This window comes from Hoeflea sp. AS16 (assembly GCF_038900095.1).
Lineage (GTDB): Bacteria > Pseudomonadota > Alphaproteobacteria > Rhizobiales > Rhizobiaceae > Hoeflea.
In genome coordinates, this window is the sequence record NZ_JBBMQQ010000006.1 from 196,389 (window position 1) to 218,162 (window position 21,774).

At 62.6% G+C, this 21,774-nt stretch carries 20 protein-coding genes; 8 read left to right on the plus strand and 12 right to left on the minus strand.

Features of this window, described 5'->3' with window-relative positions; all coding sequences use genetic code 11:
* Positions 1-123: 123 nt before the first annotated feature.
* Together WNY80_RS16045 and WNY80_RS16050 are read right to left on the minus strand one after the other, a co-directional pair.
* Positions 124-504 carry a DUF805 domain-containing protein gene (locus tag WNY80_RS16045; RefSeq protein ID WP_342888404.1) on the minus strand — a complete coding sequence of 127 codons (381 nt, stop codon included), beginning with the start codon at positions 502-504 and terminating at the stop codon, positions 124-126.
* A 155-nt stretch (positions 505-659) separates the two neighbouring features.
* Complete coding sequence (locus WNY80_RS16050; protein ID WP_342888405.1) at positions 660-1,619, minus strand: nitronate monooxygenase family protein; 960 nt, start codon at positions 1,617-1,619, stop codon at positions 660-662.
* A 293-nt stretch (positions 1,620-1,912) separates the two neighbouring features.
* On the opposite strand from WNY80_RS16050, the gene WNY80_RS16055 reads away from it, so the two are divergent.
* A complete protein-coding gene (locus WNY80_RS16055) occupies positions 1,913-3,223 on the plus strand; it encodes a hypothetical protein (protein ID WP_342888406.1) in 1,311 nt (436 codons plus the stop codon).
* A gap of 91 nt (positions 3,224-3,314) precedes the next feature.
* Here WNY80_RS16055 and WNY80_RS16060 read toward each other — a convergent pair whose 3' ends face one another.
* The 9 genes from WNY80_RS16060 to WNY80_RS16100 form a co-directional block, all read right to left on the minus strand.
* Positions 3,315-3,944: a peroxiredoxin gene (locus tag WNY80_RS16060; RefSeq protein WP_342888407.1), complete on the minus strand. Its 630-nt coding sequence runs from the start codon at positions 3,942-3,944 to the stop codon at positions 3,315-3,317.
* Positions 3,941-5,728 (minus strand): sulfate permease, encoded by a 1,788-nt coding sequence (gene sulP, locus WNY80_RS16065; RefSeq protein WP_342888408.1) that lies wholly within the window; start codon positions 5,726-5,728, stop codon positions 3,941-3,943. Before sulP ends, WNY80_RS16060 begins: the two co-directional genes overlap by 4 nt.
* 193 nt (positions 5,729-5,921) lie before the next feature.
* Positions 5,922-6,806, minus strand: coding sequence for an MBL fold metallo-hydrolase (locus tag WNY80_RS16070; RefSeq protein ID WP_342888409.1), 885 nt, complete (start codon positions 6,804-6,806; stop codon positions 5,922-5,924).
* A gap of 102 nt (positions 6,807-6,908) precedes the next feature.
* Positions 6,909-7,349, minus strand: coding sequence for a DUF6691 family protein (locus WNY80_RS16075; RefSeq protein WP_342888410.1), 441 nt, complete (start codon positions 7,347-7,349; stop codon positions 6,909-6,911).
* 3 nt (positions 7,350-7,352) lie between these two features.
* Entirely contained in the window at positions 7,353-7,778 is a 426-nt protein-coding gene (locus WNY80_RS16080) for a YeeE/YedE family protein (protein WP_342888411.1), read from the minus strand.
* A 157-nt stretch (positions 7,779-7,935) separates the two neighbouring features.
* On the minus strand, positions 7,936-8,940 hold the full coding sequence (gene ppk2, locus WNY80_RS16085) for a polyphosphate kinase 2 (RefSeq protein WP_342888412.1): 1,005 nt from the start codon (positions 8,938-8,940) through the stop codon (positions 7,936-7,938).
* 109 nt (positions 8,941-9,049) lie between these two features.
* Positions 9,050-10,195 carry a benzoate/H(+) symporter BenE family transporter gene (locus WNY80_RS16090; protein ID WP_342888413.1) on the minus strand — a complete coding sequence of 382 codons (1,146 nt, stop codon included), beginning with the start codon at positions 10,193-10,195 and terminating at the stop codon, positions 9,050-9,052.
* 58 nt (positions 10,196-10,253) lie between these two features.
* Positions 10,254-10,700: a type II 3-dehydroquinate dehydratase gene (aroQ, locus tag WNY80_RS16095; RefSeq protein WP_342888414.1), complete on the minus strand. Its 447-nt coding sequence runs from the start codon at positions 10,698-10,700 to the stop codon at positions 10,254-10,256.
* Positions 10,701-10,801: 101 nt separating this feature from the next.
* Entirely contained in the window at positions 10,802-12,244 is a 1,443-nt protein-coding gene (locus tag WNY80_RS16100) for a short-chain fatty acyl-CoA regulator family protein (protein WP_342888415.1), read from the minus strand.
* A 134-nt stretch (positions 12,245-12,378) separates the two neighbouring features.
* Between WNY80_RS16100 and WNY80_RS16105 the strand changes: the two genes are divergently transcribed.
* The 7 genes from WNY80_RS16105 to scpA all read left to right on the plus strand — a co-directional run bounded on the left by WNY80_RS16105 (position 12,379) and on the right by scpA (position 20,616).
* A complete protein-coding gene (locus WNY80_RS16105) occupies positions 12,379-12,957 on the plus strand; it encodes a biotin transporter BioY (RefSeq protein WP_342888416.1) in 579 nt (192 codons plus the stop codon).
* Positions 12,957-14,489, plus strand: coding sequence for an acyl-CoA carboxylase subunit beta (locus WNY80_RS16110; RefSeq protein WP_342888417.1), 1,533 nt, complete (start codon positions 12,957-12,959; stop codon positions 14,487-14,489). The genes WNY80_RS16105 and WNY80_RS16110 overlap by 1 nt, the downstream gene beginning before the upstream one ends.
* A 28-nt stretch (positions 14,490-14,517) precedes the next feature.
* Entirely contained in the window at positions 14,518-14,913 is a 396-nt protein-coding gene (locus WNY80_RS16115) for a cupin domain-containing protein (protein ID WP_342888418.1), read from the plus strand.
* Between the two features lie 125 nt (positions 14,914-15,038).
* Complete coding sequence (yghU, locus tag WNY80_RS16120) at positions 15,039-15,959, plus strand: glutathione-dependent disulfide-bond oxidoreductase (protein ID WP_342888419.1); 921 nt, start codon at positions 15,039-15,041, stop codon at positions 15,957-15,959.
* Complete coding sequence (locus WNY80_RS16125) at positions 15,959-16,336, plus strand: hypothetical protein (protein WP_342888420.1); 378 nt, start codon at positions 15,959-15,961, stop codon at positions 16,334-16,336. The genes yghU and WNY80_RS16125 overlap by 1 nt, the downstream gene beginning before the upstream one ends.
* A gap of 138 nt (positions 16,337-16,474) precedes the next feature.
* Entirely contained in the window at positions 16,475-18,481 is a 2,007-nt protein-coding gene (locus WNY80_RS16130; RefSeq protein WP_342888421.1) for an acetyl/propionyl/methylcrotonyl-CoA carboxylase subunit alpha, read from the plus strand.
* On the plus strand, positions 18,478-20,616 hold the full coding sequence (gene scpA / locus WNY80_RS16135; RefSeq protein ID WP_342888422.1) for a methylmalonyl-CoA mutase: 2,139 nt from the start codon (positions 18,478-18,480) through the stop codon (positions 20,614-20,616). Before WNY80_RS16130 ends, scpA begins: the two co-directional genes overlap by 4 nt.
* Positions 20,617-20,708: 92 nt before the next feature.
* Here scpA and WNY80_RS16140 read toward each other — a convergent pair whose 3' ends face one another.
* Positions 20,709-21,773, minus strand: coding sequence for a dipeptidase (locus tag WNY80_RS16140; RefSeq protein WP_342888423.1), 1,065 nt, complete (start codon positions 21,771-21,773; stop codon positions 20,709-20,711).
* Between the last annotated feature and the right edge of the window lies 1 nt (position 21,774).

Below are 21,774 nucleotides of genomic sequence, written 5' to 3' on the forward strand. Positions count from 1 at the left end.
GATTTCAAGTCGGCATGACCATCGCGGTGTTCTTTTTGATGCTCAGGGGTAACGCGGGCTTTCGGCCCCGTCCTTGATCAGGCCGCAAAACCTCGTTTCCCCATCACCTGTACGGTTCGCTGCTTAACGCGGCACCGGGGCAGGCTCACCCGCCAGCGGGTCGGGGCCGAACTCGTTGCTGCCATCCGTGCCTTTCTGGACAAACCACCAGAGCAGGACCAGAAAGCCGATCAGCGGGATAACAATCAGCAGCAGCCACCAGGCCGAACGGCCGGTGTCGTGAAGCCGCCGGCCCGCGACACAGACGGACGGGACAAGCGTGGCGAGACCGAAGATCCCGGAAAGGACCTGAGCGGATCCGAACACGATCTGGTCAACCAGTCCGAGAACAACGTTTCCGGCAAAGATGAACAGGACGAACCACCAGTACTCCGACCGCCGGGCGCGGCCCGCGATCGTTGCGTATTTCTGGAAGCAGGTTCTGACGGCGGTTTGAAAATCCATGGCGGCCCCCTTCGGCAATCTCAACATCCGGAGTTGAAACCAAAGTGCCGCTTCTGTCCAGTCACCGGGCGCCGGTCACTGGACACAGGGCAAGACCGGATGCCGCCATTCGACGACGGAAGCATCCGGGAACCCGTTACAAGACCGGGCGCAGGCTAGAGTGCCAGGCGCTTGCGGGTTGCCTGGTATTCGCTTTCGAGCCGGTCGACGAGATCGGACACCGGGCCGATCTTCTTGACTGCGCCGATGCCCTGGCCGCAGCCCCAAATTTCCTTCCAGGCCTTGGGGCCGGAGGTGGCGCTGTCGAAATTCATCTTGCTCGGATCGGCTTCCGGCAGATTGTCCGGGTCCAGACCGGATGCGGCGATGGAGGGCTTGAGGTAGTTGCCGTGAATGCCGGTGAAATAGTTGGAGTAGACAATGTCCTTGGCGGCGCTGTCGACGATCATCTGCTTGTACTCGTCGACCGCACGGGCCTCTTCGGTGGCGATGAAGGGCGAGCCGATATAGGCCATGTCGGCCCCCATGGCCTGGGCAGCAAGCACCGCGCCGCCGGTCGCGATCGATCCCGACAGCAGCAACGGGCCATCGAACCACTCGCGGATTTCCTGGACCAGCGCAAACGGCGAAAGCGGGCCGGCATGGCCGCCGGCGCCGGCGGCAACAGCGATCAGGCCATCGGCGCCCTTGTTGATGGCCGAATGGGCGTGACGGTTGTTGATGATGTCATGCAGCACGATGCCGCCATAGGAGTGGATCGCGGCGTTGACCTCGGGCACGGCACCGAGCGAGGAAATCACCACCGGCACCTTGTATTTGACGCACATCGACAGATCGTGCTCGAGCCGGGTGTTGGAGCGGTGAACAATCTGGTTGACGGCAAAAGGGGCCGCCGGGCGGTCCGGGTTCTTGGCGTTGTGATCGGCAAGACCTTCGGTGATCTCGGCCAGCCATTCGTCCAGCTGGGCTTCGGGGCGGGCGTTGAGCGCGGGAAACGACCCCATGATGCCCGCCTTGCACTGGGCCATGACCAGCGGAGGATGGGAAATGATGAACAGAGGGGCGGCAACGACTGGAAGCCGGAAATTGTTCTGGAGAACGGCAGGAAGGGTCATAAGGCCTCGCAAATCACAATGACGTTTACGCAAACGTCAATTTTCATAGCAGAGCGACGGTAACCTGAAAAGACTTGACTTGCGGCTCCAATTCCACACACGGACAGCCCCTGCTTCTGCAGCAAGCTTGAGTTTTACCGGCTTAGCGGATACGCACAGGTTAACGGCACGGGCCGGCGGCTTGCCGCCTGACGGCTGCATCCTGCCAGGTTGCAGCCAGATTGGCCCGAGAGCGCCAGAACCGACAGATCCGGACAGGTGACAACCAGTCCACGCGGCACGGAGACAGACCATTGACCGGCATGGAAGCGGCTATTCGCGGGGCCTTGGACAAGGCCGGGATTCCGGGTGCGCAGGCCCGTCGCCGGATCTATGATTCCGCCCGTGCCGCGCTCGACCGCAGCCTCGAGCGTCAAGGCATCATCGAGCCCGAACGGGTTGACGAGCACCGGCACAAGCTCGAAGTCCTGATCGCCAGCATCGAGGCAGAGTGGACCCCGCCAAGCGAGGAGCAACCTGCACCTGTTGCCGCAGCTCCGGCTGTCAGCCCAACACCGCCGGTCGCAGCTCCCCGCGAGCCCGCACCGGTCGAGCCCGAAGCACAGGCGCCGTTGCGGCCTGTCTATGACGTGCAGGCAGCACTGGGGCCTGAACATGACATTCCTTCCGGCCATGCCCCGTCGCTCGACGAGATGGCGCGGCCGGCGAAAACGCCCCACCAGCCGGCTCCGGCTGTTACCGCGGTCCCGCAGGACACCCCCGCCCGGGCAGCTTTCGTTGCAGGCGCAGACCTTGATTTCGCCCCGGACGCGGGCGACCACACTGCAGCACAGGCCCCTGTCCCGGACATGGCGGGCGAACGGCCACCGCACATCGAAGCCCCCGTCGCCGCATCGTCAAAGCCTGCCAAACCGGCGAAAAAGGCGAAGACCTCGAAGCCGCGCAAGCAAAAGCGCCGGCGCGGCGTTTTTGCCTCGATGTTCTCGGCTGCGGTGATGCTGTCGTTTCTCGGCATCGGCGTCTGGTGGCTGATTGATAGCGGCGCACTCAAGAGTGCGGCGGAACGCGACACCAGCGTGCCCAATCCGCCGCCTTCGCTCAGCCGCGACGATTTTGCCGGCGGGCCGCAGCAGCTCGCTCCCGGCTCCGGATTTTCCGGGGAATGGTCGAATGTGTTCACGCCGGGGCGCGACGGCACGGCCGAGGCTCGCGGCAACGCCAGCGCCGAGGTGATCGAGGAGGCCGAAGGCAATGTGCTGCGGATCACGTCAGGCACCGGCGGCACCGACGGCGAGGTTCTGGTCCCGCTTGGCGCGGAAGTCATGCAGGCGCTGGCCGGACGAAAATCCGTGATGGCGCTTACCGTCCGCTCGGCGTCGCCTGAACCAACGCAGATCTATGTCAAATGCGAATTCTCGGTTCTCGGCGATTGCGGCCGCCGCCGCTTTGACGTGACCTATGACACCACCGACATCCTGTTCAGCCTTGATTACGACCGGGCGCTGGCGCCCAATGATGGCGGCTACCTGGTGATCAACAGCGACATTTCCGGCGCGGGAAAAGGCATCGATCTGCTCGCCGTGCGGATCCGGCCACTGAGCTGATCCTGGCGGGACAGACCTGCGCCCGAATTGCTTGAGCTGATAAAAAGCCGCCCGCTGCAAAGCGGGCGGTTTTCATTATCATGCGGACCGGTCAGTTGACGTCGGTCACGCGCAGGTAGGGGCGGATTTCTTCCCACCCCTGCGGGAAGATGCCCTTGGCCTCTTCATCGGAGATCGACGGCGGGATGATGACCTTGCCGCCCGGACGCCAGTCGGCCGGGGTGGCAACCTTCTTGGCGTCAGCCAGCTGCAGCGCATCGATAACCCGCAGGATTTCGTCGAAGTTGCGTCCGACATTCATCGGGTAGGTCATCGTCAGGCGGATTTTCTTGTTCGGGTCGATGATGAAGACCGAACGCACGGCCGCGGTGGTGCTTTCGTTGGGATGGATCATCTCGTAAAGCTGAGCCACCTTGAGATCCTTGTCGGCAACGATCGGAAAGGTCAGGTTGGTGTGTTGGGTGTCGTTGACATCCTTGATCCAGGCCATGTGCTCTTCGACGCCATCAGTCGACAGGCCGATCGGCTTGACGTTGCGGGCGGCGAACTGATCGGACAGCTGCGAGGTGCGGCCCATTTCGGTGGTGCAGACCGGGGTAAAATCGGCCGGATGGCTGAAGAAGAACGCCCAGGACGAGCCGATCCACTCGTGGAAATCAATCGGACCGTTGGTGGTTTCGGCCTTGAAGTTCGGGGCGGTATCACCGATGCGAATACTCATAGGGAAGTCCTTTCCTGGGGTTGTAAACTTGAGACTCTTATGTGTGGATTTTCTCCGCTGAGTTCAACGGCTGCCTGGTGCTGGCTGAGGAATACCTTGCCGCTGAGATGGCTGAGAAAATCGCCCCGGCGAAGCCTGTCCATCACCGGACCTTTGACCTCGCTGAGATTGAATGTGACACCCATCGCCTTGAGCCGCTCATTGATCGCCTCAAGCGATTCCAGCGCACTCATGTCGATTTCGTTGACCGCCGGGCACATCAGCACCACGTGCTTGAGCTTTGGCCGGGCGGCAACCATGTCGTAGAGGCTGTCCTCGAGATAGCGCGCGTTGGCAAAATAGAGGCTCTCGTCGACACGCAGCGTGAGCACCGTGTCGTCGATCTCGACCTTGTGACGCTTGACGTTGCGGAAATGCTCGGTGCCCGGAACCCGGCCGACCACGGCCATGTGCGGACGGGAGGACTTGTAGAGATGAATGAGGATCGAGATCAGTACGCCTGCGGTGACGCCGACCTCGACGCCGAAACCGAGCGTCAGCAGGATGGTGACGCAGACCGCAATGAAATCGGCGCGGGAATAGACCCAGGTCTTTTTGAGAATCGAGAAATCCACCAGTGACAGCACGGCCACGATGATGGTGGCTGCCAGCGTTGCCTGCGGCAAATGATAGATCAGCGGCGTCAGCAGCAGCGCTGCCAGCATCAGGCCAACGGCGGTGTAGGCGCCTGCGGCAGGGGTTTCCGCGCCGGCGTCAAAATTGACCACGGAGCGGGCAAAGCCGCCGGTCACCGGATAGCCGCCGGTGAATGCCGCGCCGACATTGGCAGCACCCAGGCCGATGAGTTCCTGGTCGGGGACGATCCGCTGGCGCTTGCGCGCGGCAAGCGTCTGGGCGACCGACACCGATTCGACAAAACCGATGATCGAAATCAGCACTGCCGGGCCGATCAGCATGCCCAGGAGATCGGGAGAGAAGGAAGGCATGGTCAGCGGCGGCAGGCCTTGCGGCACATCGCCGACCACCCGCACACCAGCCGTTTCGCTCAGATTGAATATCCAGGTGACAAAGGTGGTGAGAACCACGGCCGCCACCGGCCCGGCCTTGGCGAGTACACCGGCCAGCTTGGGTTTCATGCCGGTCGACAGCAGCAACGGCATAAGTCCCTTGCGCACCCAGAACAGGAACGCCGTGGCGCTTGCACCGATGGCAAACGTGATCCAGTTGACCTCGCCCAGATGCTCGAACAATGACCGCAGCAATTCCGGCAGGTTGGCGCCGCCGGCGGAAATTCCGAGCACATGGCGCAACTGGCTCATGGCGATGAGAATGCCCGACGCGGTGATGAAACCGGCAATCACCGGGTGCGACAGGAAGTTGGCGAGAAAACCAAGCCGGAAGATGCCGAGCAGGATCAGAAAGGCCCCGGACAGGAAGGCCAGGGTGACGGCGGCAACGAGCAGTTCTGGCGATCCGGGCTCGGCCAGATTGCCGATTGCAGCTGCGGTCATCAGCGATACAACCGCGACCGGACCGACGGCCAGCACACGGCTGGTGCCGAAGATGGCATACAGAATGATCGGTGCGATCGAGGCGTAGATCCCGGTCTCGGCAGGCAGGCCGGCGAGAAGCGCATAGGCCAGCGACTGCGGGATCAGCATGATGGTGACGATCACGGCGGCGACAAGATCATTGCCGAACGCATCGCGATCGTAACGGCGGCCCCAGTCGAAGACCGGCATGACGCGGGCGAGACGATTGATGAGGACGGGGGCTTTCAGCATGTCGATGTCCTTACCGCGCAAACAGCGTCAGCGTCTTGATATACCGCAAACCGCGAACGCCCATTCCGGCGCGCCAGCCCGATATTGTCTCAGAAAATTATCGTCAGCTCGGCCGACGATTTCAGGCCCGGTCATCCGGAGGCGGGATCTCCCCCGCCTTCCCGGCAAATGCCCCGGGGCAACCCACCGGCACTCAAAGTGCGTTGATGGGGACCTTCAGCATTGCACGCCCGTCCTTGTCGGTCGGGATGTCGCCGGCGCGCATGTTGACCTGCAGCGACGGGATGATCAGCCTTGGCATGGCCAGCTGGGCATCACGCTCGGTGCGGAACTTGATGAAATCCGCACGGGTCTTGCCGCCGCCGACATGGATGTTGTGCGCCTTCTCGTCGCCAACGGTGGTTTCCCACTGGATGTCGCGACCGTTCGGGCCGTAATCGTGGCACATGAACAGGCGCATATCGTCGGGCAGCGCCAGCACCTTCTGGATGGAATCGTAGAGCGTGCCGGCATCGCCGCCGGGGAAATCGGCGCGGGCCGATCCGCCATCGGGCATGAACAAGGTGTCGCCGGTAAAGGCGGCATTGCCCATCACGTGGACCATGCAGGCGGGCGTGTGGCCGGGCGTGTACATGGCGAAGCCCTGCATCGTGCCGATCTGGTAGGTGTCACCATCCTTGAACAGGGCATCGAACTGCGACCCGTCGCGCTGGAACTCGGTGCCTTCATTGAAGATCTTGCCGAAGGTGTCCTGCACGACCATGATCTTGTCACCGATGCCGATCTTGCCGCCGAGCTTGTCCTGAATATAGGGGGCGGCGGAGAGATGGTCGGCATGGACATGGGTCTCGATGATCCATTCGAGCGTCAGGCCGTTCTGCTTGATGTACTCGATCATCTTGTCGGCATGGCCGTAGGTAATCCGGCCGGCCGCATAATCGATGTCCATGACGGAATCGACGACAGCGCAAGACTTCGAGGCAGGGTCCTTGACCACATAGCTGATGGTGTTGGTGTCGGGATCAAAGAAGGCTTTGACTTCGGGTGTGACCGACATGTCCACTGGATAGTTCGACATTGTATCATCTCCTCTTTTCGCAAGGTCTGCTTTGCGCGCCGCCTTGCATTGCGACGATTGGGTTAAAATGTCCGGGCCATTTTTCATGGCCCGGAGCTTCATTCAGAATGCCTTGGCAGGCTTGTGGCGCAGTCCGTCGAGCGTACGGGCCAGAACGATGCCGATGACCATGGCGCCGACGAAGGCCAAGACGTGCAAGCCACCGAAACCGAGCGCGGGGATGGCGCCACCGGGACAGAAGCCGGCAATGCCCCAGCCAATCCCGAACAAGGCCGAACCGCCAAGCAATCTCGCGTCGACGGTCTTGTTGATCGGCAGGTGGAATTCCGCGTCGAATACCGGTTTCCGGCGTGCCCCGAACACCACCATGTAGCCGATCGCCGTGGTGATCAGTGCGCCGCCCATGACAAAGATCAGGCTTGGATCCCAGCTGCCGGCGACGTCGAAGAAATTGAGAACCTTGGCCGGGTTGGCCATGCCGGAAATGGCAATGCCAAGACCGAAGACCGCGCCTATCAGGCCGGAGACAATGAGTTTCTGCATGGCTCAGATCTCCGCGATGTGGCGGACGACATAGACTGTCAGCCCGGTGAAAATCATGAAGGTGAGCGTTGCCGCAATCGACCGCGGCGACAGCCGCGCCATGCCGCAGACGCCATGGCCCGAGGTGCAGCCGGCGCCGTAATAGACGCCAACACCGACAATCAGGCCGCCAAGCGCCAGCAAGGGCAGTGACACGGGAACCGCATAGGGGATCGTCCCGCCAAATGCCAGGAACAGCACCGGGCCGATCACTGCGCCGGCCAGAAAGGCAATGCGCCAGGCCCAATCGCTCGACACCGGCGGTATGATGCCGGTGACAATTCCGGTCATGCCGGCGATGCGGCCATTGAACATCATCAGCAGGATTGCCGAGAGGCCTATGAGGATACCGCCTGCCAGCGACATCCAAGGCGTGAATTCTGTTTCCATCGTTGCTTCCCTCCTGGATCAGACCGACTTCCGGCCGCGGCGTCGTTGCGCCTGACCTACATATATATAAGCGATAATCCATATTCAATAGGTTATATGTATCTGCAGGTCCTGAATGTCCAGGCAAGGAAGCAAGGCAAATGGCTGCCGCTCCGGCTCAGCCCGCAGGCAACTTCGGCTTGCGGATGTCGGGGTGCAGGGTCTTGCCAAGAATGTGGTCATCGGCGCCGATGACATGGCTGCTCGAACCAACAATCAGCTTGTCGGGGTGATGCACGATCAGATGGTCCTTGTTGGGATAGGGCAGGCTCGACAGGAAATGCTTCATGCAGTTGATCCGGGCGCGCTTCTTGCAGTCGGACTTGACGATGGTCCAGGGCGCATCGGCGGTGTCGGTGTAGAAGAACATCGCCTCCTTGGCCTCGGTGTAATCATCCCACTTGTCGAGCGACGCCTTGTCGATGGGAGACAGTTTCCACTGCTTGAGCGGATCCTTCTCGCGCTGGCCGAAACGCTTGAGCTGCTCGCCTTGCGTGACCGAAAACCAGTATTTGAACAAAAGGATACCGGAGCGGGTGAGCATGCGCTCGATCTCCGGCGCTTCTCGCATGAATTCGAGATACTCGGTGGGTGTGCAGAAGCCCATGACCCGTTCGACACCGGCGCGATTGTACCAGGAGCGGTCAAACAGCACCATTTCCCCGGAGGCCGGCAGATGCTCGATATAGCGCTGGAAGTACCATTGCGAGCGCTCGCGATCGGTTGGCTTGGAGAGGGCCACGACGCGGGCCATGCGCGGGTTGAGGTGTTCCATGAAGCGCTTGATGGTGCCGCCCTTGCCGGCCGCGTCACGGCCTTCAAACAGCAGCACCACTTTCTGGCCGGTCTCCTCGATCCAGCGCTGGGCCTTCAGCAGTTCGACCTGCAGCTTGGCCTTTTCATGCTCGTAAGCGGCACGGCGCATCCTGGTCTTGTAGGGATAAACGCCCTGCTCGAACAATTGCGCAATCGCCGCATCATCCTTGCGGATTTCCGCCGTGTTCAATTGTTCAGGTCTTGCAGCCTCGCCGGTCTGCCCGGCGTCGTCATTGCCATCGGCCACGTCCGGGCCGGTTGTTGCGCCATTGGATTTCGTCTCGAGTTCGCTCTCGGCATCAGCCATTGCAGCCCCTTTCCGGTTAGGGGAACAGTCTGATCCCAAAACCCTCTGCCGGCTTTGACTCGTGTCAATTCTGCGCAAACAAACATCCTGGCGGTGACGGCGATACGGATCAGCGGGGCTTGATGTGGTCCATAACATGGATCGCAAGGCCAGCAAGCAGGCCCCAGAACGCAGCCCCGATGCCGAAGGCCGAAACACCGGAAGCGGTGACGGCGAAAGTGGCCGCAGCGGCGAAGCGTGTTGCAGGCAGTTCAAAAGCGGAGACCAGCGCGCCGATCAATGGCGGGATCAGGGCAAGGCCCGCGACCACGGCGATGATTTCAGGCGGCATGGCGAGGATGGCCGGAACGATAACCGGACCGGACAAGCCGAGCATGATCCAGACCAGCGCGTAGGCAAGCCCCACCTTCCAGCGCCGGCTCCTGTCAGGATGAACATCATCGCCAAGACAGATGGCGGCGGTGATTGCGGCCATGTTGATGGTGTGGGCGCCGAAGAGCGCGAAAAAGGCGGAGAGCAAACCGGTGACGCCGAGTGCCTCGGTCACCGGCGGCTCGTATCCGTTGGCGCGCAGTACGGCGAAACCGGGAAGGTTCTGCGAGGCCATGGTGACAAGATAGAGCGGCACGCCAAGGCCGAGAAGCACGGCGGGATCAAATTCGGGCCGGATGAAGGTCAGCGAGGTCCAGTCGACATCGGTGGAAGGAAGCGGTGCCCCGCCAACGGTAAACGCGATCACCAGACCGGCGATCAGTGCGGCCAGAACCGCCATCAGCGGATTGAAAAGGCGCACGATCAGAAACACCGCGATCAGCGGCAGCACCAGCGCCGCCTCGCTGGCCGCATGAAGAGCCACCGCCATGGTGAACGGCAGCAGCACGCCCGCCAGCATGCCCGACGCAACACCGGTGGGAATGGCGTTGACGGCGCGGTTGAGCGGGCGGATGGCCGCGGTCAGCGCGATCAACAGACCGGCAAAGACAAAGGCGCCGACCGCCTGGTGGATGTCGACCCCGGTGGACGCGGCAATCAGTGCCGCACCCGGGGTTGACCAGGCCAGCACCACCGGCACCTTTTTCCAGGAACTCAGCAGCGCCGAACCGATGGCCTTGGAAAAACACACGGCCGCCACCCAGGAGGCGGTCTGGCCGGCATCCGCGCCGACGGCTGCGGCTGCGGCGAGCACCAGCGCGATGGTCGAGCCATACCCAACAAGAGCTGCCACCAGGGCCGCAGAGATCATCGAAACAGGCACTTGAGCACTCCGTGACATCGAGGGCAGAAGACTGGTTCAGACCGGCTTCGGGAGCCGGTCAGTTGGCGGCGGCTGTCAGACGAGCGACGCGGTCGATCGCCAGCAGGTAGCCTTGCGTGCCGCAGCCGGCGATGACGCCATCGGCGCGCAGCGAGACGAAGGAATGCTGACGGAATTCCTCGCGCTTGTGCACGTTGGAAATATGGACCTCGATCACCGGGCCCTCGAAGGTATTGAGCGCATCAAGGATTGCCACCGAGGTGTGGGTATAGGCGGCAGGATTGATGACGATGGCCGCAGCCTCTTCGCGGGCTTCATGGATCCAGTCGATGAGCTGATACTCGGCGTTGGATTGCAGGAAGCGGACCGCGAGGCCGTAGCTTTCCGCCTGGCTCATGCATGCCGCTTCGACATCGGCGAGAGTTTCCCTGCCGTAGATTTCCGGCTGGCGCTTGCCCAGAAGATTGAGGTTCGGTCCGTTGAGAACATAGATCGTGCCGGTCACCGGGTCTGCCTTTCGCTGAGAGTCAGGTCACTTGGCCCCGAGAACCGGGGCGATGCAAATTCCTAGCCTGACAGCATGGTTCCGGCAAGTGTCGGCAAGGCTTACTCGAGACCGTAGGGCACCGTCCTGCGGGTATTGGGATCGACCACCAGGCGGCGCTTGAGCGGCGGCACCGCGCGCTGATGGCAGTTGCGGCGTTCACAGATCCGACAAGACACACCGATCGGCTCGAAGGCCTCGGCGCGGGCAACATCCAGGTCATCGGCATAGACCAGTTCACCGGCATGGGCGACTTCGCAACCGAGCGCCAGCGCATAGGACTGCACCGGATCGCGCCAGCCGCCCGACGGTTTGGAAACAGCGGTGGCAAGACAGAGATAGCGCACGCCGTCCGGCGTTTCGGCCAGTTGCCTTATGATCCGGTTCGGGGTCTCGAAGGCCGAGTGGGCGTTCCACAATGGACAGGCCGAACCGAAACGGGCGAACTGCAGCTTGGTGGCCGAGTGGCGCTTGGTGATATTGCCGGCCTTGTCGACGCGGGCGAAAAAGAACGGCACACCCTTCTGGCCCGGCCGCTGCAGGGTCGACAGCCGGTGCGCCACCTGCTCGAGGCTGGTCGAGAAGCGGTCGGCCAGAAGCACCAGATCATGGCGCAGTTCACGCGCTGCGGCAGAGAAAGCCCCGTAGGGCAGAATCGCAGCGCCGGCGAAATAATTGGCAAGGCCGATGCGGCAGATACCGGCTGCGTCGGCGGAGCGGAAGCGCGCCTCCTCGATGATCCGGGTCATCGCCGCATCATGCTCGATCAGCGCGATCTGGCAGGCAATCTGGAAAGCTTGCGTCGAGGCGGGCGTGCGCGGATTGAGCCAGAGCACGCGGGAGACCGGATCGAAACGGCGCAGGCCGCCGCGATCGCTATCGCCCTGCCCTGATCCCGGCTCACCGCCATCGCCAATCGCCACGCGCACCCGGTGGCGGCGTTCGATGTGGTCGGCCAGCGCCTTCAAGCTGACGCCGCGGCTTTTCGCCAGATCCCTGCTCAGCGCCTCGCCGGCGAGATCGAGCTCGTGGATGTAGTTGTCGACATAATGGAAGAAATCGCGGACCTCTTCATAAGGCGTCGGCTCGTTCAGGGCGCCTGAGCGTTCGAGCGTCTCGTCAAGCTCGGCCAGCTGGTCGCCGGAGCGGCGCATGGCCTGGTGCAGCGACAGGAAGGCGCGGGCGAAGGATGGCGCGTTCTGCACCACCAGCTTGACGTCGGTCAGCGACGGCTGGGCGCCCCCCGAGACCGGATCGGCCAGCGCTTCGGCGACATCGGCGAGCAGCCGGTCGGTGTCCTGATCCGACAGCGTTGTGATGTCGACCGAGAAGGCTTCGGCCAGCGCCAGCAGCACCGAGGCACTGACATGGCGCTGGTTGTTCTCGATCTGGTTGAGATAGCTGGTCGAAATACCAAGCTTCTGGGCGAAGCCGGCCTGGGTCAGGCCGTGCTCGCCACGGATGGCGCGGATCTTGCCGCCGACGAAGAGTTTGCGTGTTCGCATGAATGTTCGCAATTTTGCAAATATGCAGTTGCAAACATTGCTAGTGCAACATGCTTACCTTTTCAACCCTGTTGCGGAAGCTCCATTCGCGCTACCACCGGTCAATCAATTCCCGGTTTCATGGAGTGCCCGCCTTGACCCTTTATGCCGCCCTGACCGCTTCCCGGCCCGAAAAGCTGGCCATTGCCACGCTAGTCACCATTGCCGGATCGATCCTGCTGACGCTGTCGGCCAGGATCTCCATTCCGTTCTACCCGGTGCCGCTGACCATGACGACCTTCGTGGTTATCGGGCTTGGCCTTGCGCTGGGTCCCCGGCTCGGCACTGCCGCGGTGGCGCTGTACCTGGTTCATGGCGCACTGGGCCTGCCGGTGTTTGCCGGTACGCCTGAGAAGGGCATCGGGTTTGCCTACATGATGGGACCGACCGGCGGCTACCTGCTCGGCTATCTGCTGGCAGCTTTCGTGGCAGGCACATTGGCTGAACGCGGCATGGACCGCTCACCGCTGACCGCGTTCGTTGCAGCACTCATCGCCAGCGCCGTCATCTACGTGCCCGGCGTCCTGTGGCTCGGGGCACTGTTTGGCTGGGATCAGCCGATCCTGGCCTGGGGGCTGACGCCTTTCATTCTGGGGGATGCGACCAAAGCAGCCTTGGCAGCGATCGTATTTCCGGCAACATGGGCGATGATTGCCAAAAAGGGAGGCCTGTGATGCGCGATATTATCGAAGAGGTTGAACACAAGCGCGAACAGGCGCGGCTCGGCGGCGGCCAGCACCGGATCGATGCGCAGCATGCCAAGGGCAAGCTGACGGCGCGCGAGCGGCTGGAAGTGCTGCTCGACGAAGGCTCGTTCGAAGAATACGACATGTACAAGACCCACCGCTGCACCGATTTCGGCATGGAAGCCCAGGTGTTTCCCGGCGACGGCGTGATCACCGGCTGGGGCACCATCAATGGCCGCCCGGTCTACGTCTTCTCCCAGGACTTCACCGTTTTCGGCGGTTCGCTGTCGGAGACGCACGCGGAGAAGATCTGCAAGGTGATGGATCTGGCAGTACAGAACGGTGCCCCGCTGATCGGGCTGAATGATTCCGGCGGCGCCCGCATCCAGGAGGGCGTGGCCTCGCTCGGCGGCTATGCCGAAGTGTTCTGGCGCAACGTGCAGGCCTCGGGCGTGATCCCGCAGATCTCGGTGATCATGGGACCGTGCGCGGGCGGCGCGGTCTACTCGCCGGCGATGACCGACTTCATCTTCATGGTGAAAGACACGAGCTACATGTTTGTCACTGGCCCGGACGTGGTCAAAACCGTGACCAACGAGATCGTGACGGCGGAAGAACTCGGCGGCGCCTCGACCCACACCAAGAAATCCTCCGTCGCCGACGGCGCTTACGACAATGATGTCGAGGCCCTGATCGAAATTCGCCGCATGTTCGATTTCCTGCCGCTGTCGAGCCGCGAGACCCCGCCGGTGATCCCCACCGCTGATGCTCCGGACCGGATCGAGAATGCGCTCGACACGCTGATCCCGGACAATCCGAACAAGCCCTACGACATGCGCGAAGTCATCGCCCGGGTCGGCGACGAGGGCGACTTCTTCGAGATCCAGGGCAATCACGCCAAGAACATTCTCTGCGGCTTCATCCGCCTGAACGGCTCGACCGTCGGCGTTGTCGCCAACCAGCCGATGGTGCTGGCCGGCTGCCTCGATATCGACTCATCGAAGAAGGCCGCGCGGTTCGTGCGCTTCTGCGACGCCTTCAACATTCCGATCCTGACGCTGGTCGACGTGCCGGGCTTCCTGCCGGGTGTCAGCCAGGAATACAACGGCATCATCAAGCACGGCGCCAAGCTGTTGTTTGCCTATGCCGAAGCCACCGTTCCGAAGGTGACGGTGATCACCCGGAAGGCCTATGGCGGCGCCTACGACGTGATGGCGTCGAAACACATCCGCGCCGATGTCAATTATGCCTGGCCGACGGCGCAGATCGCGGTGATGGGCGCCAAGGGCGCGACCGAGATCCTCTACCGCTCCGAACTTGGCGATCCGGACAAGATCGCACAGCGCACCGCCGATTACGAAGACCGCTTCGCCAACCCGTTCGTCGCTGCCCAGCGCGGCTTCATCGACGAGGTGATCATGCCGCATTCAACCCGGCGGCGCGTGGTGCGGGCGTTCGAGATGCTGAAGACCAAGAAAGTGACCCAGCCCTTGCGCAAGCACGACAACATTCCGTTGTGAGCCGTTCCGTCACCCAAAGGACCACACCATGAAGATTACACGCGCGGGCGCGACGCCTTCAGCCAAAGGGCCGGAAGATTATTTCTCCGGCACGGTGCGGCTTGACAAGCTGTTTGCGGCCGAGGAACCCGGGCGGGTTCAGGGCGCGTCGGTGACGTTCGAGCCGGGCGCGCGGACCGCATGGCACACGCATCCGCTGGGGCAGACCATCATCGTTACCTCCGGCGTTGGCCGGGCACAGCGCGTGGGTGGGCCGGTGGAGGAAATCCGGCCAGGTGATGTGGTCTGGTTCGCAGCAGATGAGAAGCACTGGCATGGGGCTTCACCTGAGGTGGCGATGACGCATATTGCCATTCAGGAAGCGCTTGATGGCGTGGCGGTGGACTGGCTCGAGAAGGTGGAAGATGCCGATTATCTTGGCTGAAGCAACAGATGGCGCGCACTCACGTCATTTTGACCGGATGTCCGGGACGGGGAGCGGCTGCAATTGTCCGACTTTCGGCCTATATGCTGCGGTGAGACATTTCTCGCCAACAAGGACCAGATTTAATGACTGATGACACCACATTCCCGCCCGAGAAGAATTTTCCCGCCGGCTATCAGCCTGCCAAGGTGTGGGAATGGAAGAAGGGCAATGGCGGCCGTTTCGCCAATATCAACCGGCCTGTCTCCGGCCCGACCCATGACAAGGAACTGCCGGTCGGCAAGCATCCGCTGCAGCTTTACTCGCTGGCGACACCGAACGGCGTCAAGGTGACCGTGATGCTCGAGGAACTGCTGGCGGCCGGTCATTCCGGCGCGGAGTATGACGCTTGGCTGATCAATATCGGCGAAGGCGACCAGTTCGGATCGGGCTTTGTCGAGATCAATCCGAACTCGAAGATCCCGGCAATGGTCGACCATTCGACACCGAAGCCGACGCGGCTGTTCGAAAGCGGCTCGATCCTGCTCTATCTGGCCGAGAAATTCGGCGCATTCCTGCCCAAGGAGCACCATGCGCGCACCGAAGCGCTGAACTGGCTGTTCTGGCAGATGGGTTCCGGCCCGTTCCTCGGCGGCGGTTTCGGGCATTTCTATGCCTATGCGCCGATGAAGATCGAATATGCCATCGACCGCTTCGCCATGGAGGTCAAGCGCCAGCTGGACGTGCTCGACAAGCGCCTGGCCGACAATGAATTCATGGCCGGCGACGAGTACTCGATTGCCGACATGGCGATCTGGCCCTGGTACGGCACGCTGATGCAGGGCAACGTCTACAACGACGCAGCGACCTATCTCGACACCGCGAGTTACACCAACCTGAAGCGCTGGACCGACCAGATCGCCGCTCGCCCCGCTGTCAAGCGTGGCCGCATGGTCAACCGCGCCTTCGGCGAACCGTCCGAGCAGCTGCGCGAGCGTCATGACGCCAGCGACTTCGAGCTCAGGACCCAGGACAAGCTCGACGCACAGAACGAAAGCAAGGACTGATGGCAAAACTGCCTGAAATGACCAAGCACCGCGGAATCCCGTCCGGCCTGCCCGGCACGGGGTTCCAGTTCACCATCCGCCGCGCGAATCCGCGCGGCGTGACGGCGATCATCAACCGCCGCCGGATGGCGGACAGGACACCAACGGAAAAGCTCGCCGACGCGGCATTCCTGCATGCATTGTGGCACCGGTTCGGCGACGAGCCGTTCGAGCGCGGCAATCTCGATGCGGGGCGGATCAGCTGGCTGTTCGGACGCGAAATCGTGCCGGCGGAAGAGCCTTTTGACACGCAGTCCTACCAGGCGTTGCTCAGGATTGACGAGCGCGTGGGGCGGGCAAGCTACCCCGCCGCATTCGAGGATGTGCTGGAAGTGTGAGGATTGGCTCTCCCCTTTTGCGAGGGGAGAGCCGCCAACAGGCAACCGGACAGCGGATGCCTGCAATACCCCGGGTACGGCCCGGGCGAAACGACTGGAAGCCATGGACCTGAGGTCCGTCAGTGGGGGTAGAAGTGCATGTTTTCCAAGATCCTGATCGCCAATCGCGGTGAAATTGCCTGCCGGGTCATCAAGTCCGCACGGGCCATGGGCATCAAGACCGTGGCCGTCTATTCCGACGCTGACCGCGATGCGGTGCATGTGGCGATGGCCGACGAGGCCGTGCATATCGGCCCGCCGCCTGCCAACCAGTCCTACCTGATCCCCGAAAAGATCATCGAGGCCTGCAAGCAGACCGGCGCTCAGGCCGTGCATCCGGGTTACGGGTTCCTGTCCGAGCGGGCCTCGTTCTGCGAGGCGCTGGAGAAGGAAGGCATCGCCTTCATCGGGCCGAAGGTCAAAGCCATCGAGGCGATGGGCGACAAGATCACTTCGAAGAAGATTGCAGCCGAAGCTGGCGTCTCGACAGTGCCCGGTCATATGGGCCTGATCGATGACGAGGCGCACGCGGCCAAGATCGCCGCCGAGATCGGCTACCCGGTGATGATCAAGGCTTCCGCCGGCGGCGGTGGCAAGGGCATGCGGATTGCCTGGAACGACGCCGAGGCGCGCGAAGGGTTTTCCCGCTCGAAATCGGAAGCGGCGAGCTCGTTTGGCGATGACCGGATCTTCATCGAGAAATTCATCGAGGAACCGCGGCATATCGAGATCCAGCTGATCGGCGACAGCCACGGCAATGTCATCTACCTGGGCGAACGCGAATGCTCGATCCAACGGCGGAACCAGAAGGTGGTGGAGGAAGCGCCCTCGCCTTTCCTCGACGCTGAAACCCGCAAGGCCATGGGCGAGCAGTCGGTGGCGCTGGCGAAAGCGGTTGATTACCAGTCGGCCGGCACGGTGGAATTCATCGTCGACAAGAACCGCAAGTTCTACTTCCTCGAGATGAACACACGGCTGCAGGTCGAACACCCGGTGACGGAGCTGATCACCGGCGTCGACCTGGTCGAACAGATGATCCGCGTTGCTGCCGGCGAAAAGCTCGCTTTCTCACAAGCCGATGTGAAGCTCACGGGCTGGGCGGTTGAAAGCCGGCTCTATGCCGAAGATCCCTACCGCAACTTCCTGCCCTCGATCGGGCGGCTGACCCGCTACCGGCCGCCGCAGGAAGGCACCATCGACGGCATCACCATCCGCAACGACACCGGCGTCACCGAAGGTTCGGAGATCTCGATGTTTTACGACCCGATGGTGGCCAAGCTCTGCACCCATGCGCCGACGCGGATGGAAGCCGTTGACGCCATGTCCGACGCACTGGACCGGTTCGAGGTCGAGGGCATCGGCCACAATTTGCCGTTCCTGTCCGCGCTGATGCAGCACCCGCGCTGGCGCGAGGGCCGGCTGTCGACCGGCTTCATCGCCGAGGAATATCCCGACGGCTTCGGCCCGGTGCCGCCCAATGAGGCGACCGTCGAGCGCTTCGCCATCGCCGCGCTGCTGCTCAGCCACATCCAAGGCGAACGCAATGCGCAAATTTCCGGCGCGCGCTTCAGCCAGGCGGACAAGCGGGCGCATGAGGACAAGGTGGTGCGGATCGCCGGTCAGGAGATCACCGGGCATATCGACGACACCGATGATGTGTTCATGGTGCGCCTGCCCGGCCGTGAACCGATGGCGGTTGCGACCGACTGGATGCCGGGGGCCAAGCTGGCAATTTTCGACATCGACGGCGTGACGCACGCAATCAAGGTTGAACCAGCCGACGCCGGATGGCGGCTGCGGCAACTGGGCGTCGATGTCCGCGCTCAGGTGTTCAGCCCGCGCGTGGCCGAGCTCGCCCGGTTGATGAAGGAAAAGGTGGCACCGGACACCTCCAGCCTGCTGCTCTGCCCGATGCCGGGGCTGATCGTCTCGATTGCGGTCAATGAGGGCGACGAGGTGCAGGAAGGCCAGACGCTGGCGATCGTCGAGGCGATGAAGATGGAGAACGTGCTGAAGGCCGAACGCAAGGGCGTGGTCTCGCGCATTCCGGTCAAGGCCGGGGACAGCCTCGCCGTCGACGAGATCATCATGGAGTTTGCGAAATGAGCAAGACCACCCGCGACTGGCTCGATCTTGCCACCAAGGATCTCAAGGGCAAGCCGATCGAGAGCCTGAACACCGAGACCCCGGAAGGCATCACGCTGAAGCCGCTCTACACGGCCGAGGACCTGCCCGAGCAGGCGGCCACCGAGCTGCCGGGCTTCGCGCCGTTTACCCGCGGCGTGCGGGCGACGATGTACACCGGCCAGCCGTGGACGATCCGGCAATATGCCGGGTTTTCAACGGCGGAGGAATCGAACGCGTTTTACCGCAAGAACCTCGCAGCAGGGCAGAAGGGCCTGTCGGTCGCCTTCGACCTGGCCACCCACCGGGGCTATGATTCCGATCACCCGCGGGTAACCGGCGATGTCGGCAAGGCCGGCGTTGCGATCGATTCTGTCGAGGACATGAAGATCCTGTTCGACGGCATTCCGCTCGGAGAGATGAGCGTGTCGATGACCATGAACGGTGCCATCATCCCGGTGCTGGCGATGTTCATCGTGGCCGGCGAGGAACAGGGCGTCGAGCGCGCCAAGCTGACCGGCACGGTGCAGAACGACATTCTCAAGGAGTTCATGGTCCGCAACACCTACATCTACCCGCCCGAGCCCTCGATGCGGATCGTTGCCGACATCATCGAGTTCACGGCCAGGGAAATGCCGAAGTTCAACTCGATCTCGATTTCCGGCTACCACATGCAGGAAGCCGGCGCGACGCTGGCGCAGGAGCTGGCCTACACGCTGGCCGACGGCATGGAATATGTCCGTGCGGCACAGGCCAAGGGGCTCGACGTCGACGCCTTTGCCGGCCGGCTGTCGTTCTTCTTCTGCATCGGCATGAACGTGTTCATGGAAGCGGCGAAACTGCGCGCGGCGCGGGCGATGTGGTCGAAGATCATGACCGATTTCGGCGCCAAGTCCGAGCGCTCGAAGATGCTCAGAACCCATTGCCAGACATCGGGCGTGTCGCTGACCGAACAGGACCCTTACAACAATGTGGTCCGCACCGCGTTTGAGGCCATGGCCGCGGTGCTTGGCGGCACCCAGTCGCTGCACACAAACTCGTTCGACGAGGCAATCGCGCTGCCGACAGAGTTTTCGGCCCGCATCGCCCGCAACACCCAGCTGATCCTCGCGCACGAGACCGGCATTACCAATGTCGTCGATCCGCTTGGCGGCTCCTACTATGTCGAGAAGCTGACCGCCGACCTGGCCGAGAAAGCCTGGGAGCTGATTGCCGAGGTCGAGGCACTGGGCGGCATGACCAAGGCTGTCGAACAGGGCCTGCCGAAAATGCGCATCGAGGAAGCCGCAGCCCGGCGGCAGGCGCGGATCGACCGCGGCGAGGACGTCATCGTCGGGGTCAACCGCTTCCGGCTGGCCGACGAGCCGCAGGTCGACATTCTCGACATCGACACCGACAAGGTGCGCGCCGGCCAGGTGGCACGGCTCAACAAGATGCGCGCCAGCCGCGACCCGAAGGCGCATGAAGCAGCCATTGCGGCGCTGGAACAGGTGGCCAGCTCCGGTAAGGGCAACCTGCTTGCAGCTGCCGTCGATGCGGCGCGGGCGCGGGCCTCGCTGGGCGAGATTTCCGACGCGATGGAACGCGGCTTCGGTGGCCGCCACCACGCCGTGACCAAGGTAATCGGCGGCGTCTATGAAGACGTCTATCACGACGATCCCGAGTACCAGGCAATCCGCTCGCGCATCGCGGACTACACCGCTGACAAGGGCCGTGCACCGCATGTGCTGGTGGCAAAGATGGGCCAGGACGGCCACGATCGCGGCGCCAAGGTGATCGCCACGGCGTTTGCCGACATGGGTTTCAAGGTCGATCTGACCGACATGTTCGAGACCCCGGCGGAAGTCACCGACAAGGCGATAGCGCTCGGCGTCGACGTAGTCGGCGTCTCGTCGCTGGCTGCTGGGCACAAATCACTGGTGCCTGAACTGATCACCCGTCTGAAAGACAAGAACCGCGCCGACGTCCAGGTGGTGGTCGGCGGCGTCATCCCGGAACAGGATTATGCGTTTTTGCGTGAGGCGGGCGTCGCCGAAATTTTCGGACCGGGCTCGAATGTGCTGGATGCCGCGAATGCCGTGCTGGCGCGGATTTCGGGATTGAAGCGAAATATGTGAGGAAGACCTTCCTTCTCCCCCTGTGGGAGAAGGTGGATACGGGCGTTCCGTGAACGACCGGAGACGGATGAGGGGAAGATGCGCCGGCTGAGTCAGTGTCCCCACGTCCGCTCCAGCAGCGCGACCCAGTTCTTGCGGGCGATCTTCTCGATCAGCTCTTCGCCATACTGCCGCTCCCGCATCTGTTCGATCAGCGCCTGGACGCCGGTGACGTCGCCGATGACGTCGGGGAGATCGGCGCCGTCGAAATCGGAGCCGAAGCCGACATGGTCTTCGCCGAGCTTTTCGACCAGGTAATCGAGGTGGCGCATCACCGGGTCCCAGCCGCAATCGGTTGCCTTGCGGCCATCGGCACGCAGGAACACGGTGGCGTAGTTGAGGCCGACCATGCCGCCCGACTCGCGGATCATCGCCAGTTGCCGGTCGGTGAGGTTGCGGGTTGAAGCGGTGACTGCGTGGGCGTTGGAATGGGTGGCGACCAGCGGTGCATCGGAGAGGCTGGCAACATCATTGAAGCCTTTCTCGTTGAGATGCGACAGGTCGATCATGATCCTGAGCTCGTTGCAGGCCTTGACCAGATCCTTGCCGGCATCGGTCAGGCCCGGGCCGGTGTCGGGATCGCCGGGGAAGCGGAACGGAACGCCGTGGCCAAACACCGTCGGCCTGCTCCACACCGGTCCGAGCGAGCGCAGGCCCATGGCGTGAAAGGCATAGAGTGCGTCAAGGTCGGGATCGATCGCCTCGGCGCCCTCCATGTGCATGATCGCTGCAATGGTGCCGTCCGCCATGCAGGCGTTGAGGTCGGCCGCGGTGCGGCAGATCCTGAGTGCGCCTTTCGATGCCCGTTCCATCCACATCAGGTGTCCCGCCATCTGCAGAGCGGTGGCCTGGGTTTCGTCGGCAGTCATCAGGTCCGGAAGCGGCAGATCATAGGGCGGAGAGTCCATCATCGCTTGGTAATCGGGCGCGTTTTCCTCGTGCGGTGACGGAATGTAGATGGCGAAAAATCCGCCGGCAAAACCGGCCTGCTTCATTCGCGGCAGATCAAGATGGCCTTCCAGGCCCTCTTGCAGCCACATCGCCTGACGGCGTTCAGGTTGGCGCAGCAGGCGCAGCAGGAAATCATTGTGACCATCGATAAATGGCATCGTCGCCATG

Bases quoted from the DNA above. Each gene is read 5' to 3' on its own strand.
- WNY80_RS16045 (WP_342888404.1), bottom strand. From the start codon at position 504: ATGGATTTTCAAACCGCCGTCAGAACCTGCTTCCAGAAATACGCAACG.
- WNY80_RS16100 (WP_342888415.1), bottom strand. From the start codon at position 12,244: ATGCGAACACGCAAACTCTTCGTCGGCGGCAAGATCCGCGCCATCCGT.
- WNY80_RS16060 (WP_342888407.1), bottom strand. From the start codon at position 3,944: ATGAGTATTCGCATCGGTGATACCGCCCCGAACTTCAAGGCCGAAACC.
- ppk2 (WP_342888412.1), bottom strand. From the start codon at position 8,940: ATGGCTGATGCCGAGAGCGAACTCGAGACGAAATCCAATGGCGCAACA.
- WNY80_RS16140 (WP_342888423.1), bottom strand. From the start codon at position 21,773: ATGGCGACGATGCCATTTATCGATGGTCACAATGATTTCCTGCTGCGC.
- WNY80_RS16110 (WP_342888417.1), top strand. From the start codon at position 12,957: ATGCGCGATATTATCGAAGAGGTTGAACACAAGCGCGAACAGGCGCGG.
- WNY80_RS16115 (WP_342888418.1), top strand. From the start codon at position 14,518: ATGAAGATTACACGCGCGGGCGCGACGCCTTCAGCCAAAGGGCCGGAA.
- WNY80_RS16075 (WP_342888410.1), bottom strand. From the start codon at position 7,349: ATGCAGAAACTCATTGTCTCCGGCCTGATAGGCGCGGTCTTCGGTCTT.
- WNY80_RS16080 (WP_342888411.1), bottom strand. From the start codon at position 7,778: ATGGAAACAGAATTCACGCCTTGGATGTCGCTGGCAGGCGGTATCCTC.
- yghU (WP_342888419.1), top strand. From the start codon at position 15,039: ATGACTGATGACACCACATTCCCGCCCGAGAAGAATTTTCCCGCCGGC.
- WNY80_RS16130 (WP_342888421.1), top strand. From the start codon at position 16,475: ATGTTTTCCAAGATCCTGATCGCCAATCGCGGTGAAATTGCCTGCCGG.
- WNY80_RS16125 (WP_342888420.1), top strand. From the start codon at position 15,959: ATGGCAAAACTGCCTGAAATGACCAAGCACCGCGGAATCCCGTCCGGC.
- WNY80_RS16050 (WP_342888405.1), bottom strand. From the start codon at position 1,619: ATGACCCTTCCTGCCGTTCTCCAGAACAATTTCCGGCTTCCAGTCGTT.
- scpA (WP_342888422.1), top strand. From the start codon at position 18,478: ATGAGCAAGACCACCCGCGACTGGCTCGATCTTGCCACCAAGGATCTC.
- WNY80_RS16070 (WP_342888409.1), bottom strand. From the start codon at position 6,806: ATGTCGAACTATCCAGTGGACATGTCGGTCACACCCGAAGTCAAAGCC.
- sulP (WP_342888408.1), bottom strand. From the start codon at position 5,728: ATGCTGAAAGCCCCCGTCCTCATCAATCGTCTCGCCCGCGTCATGCCG.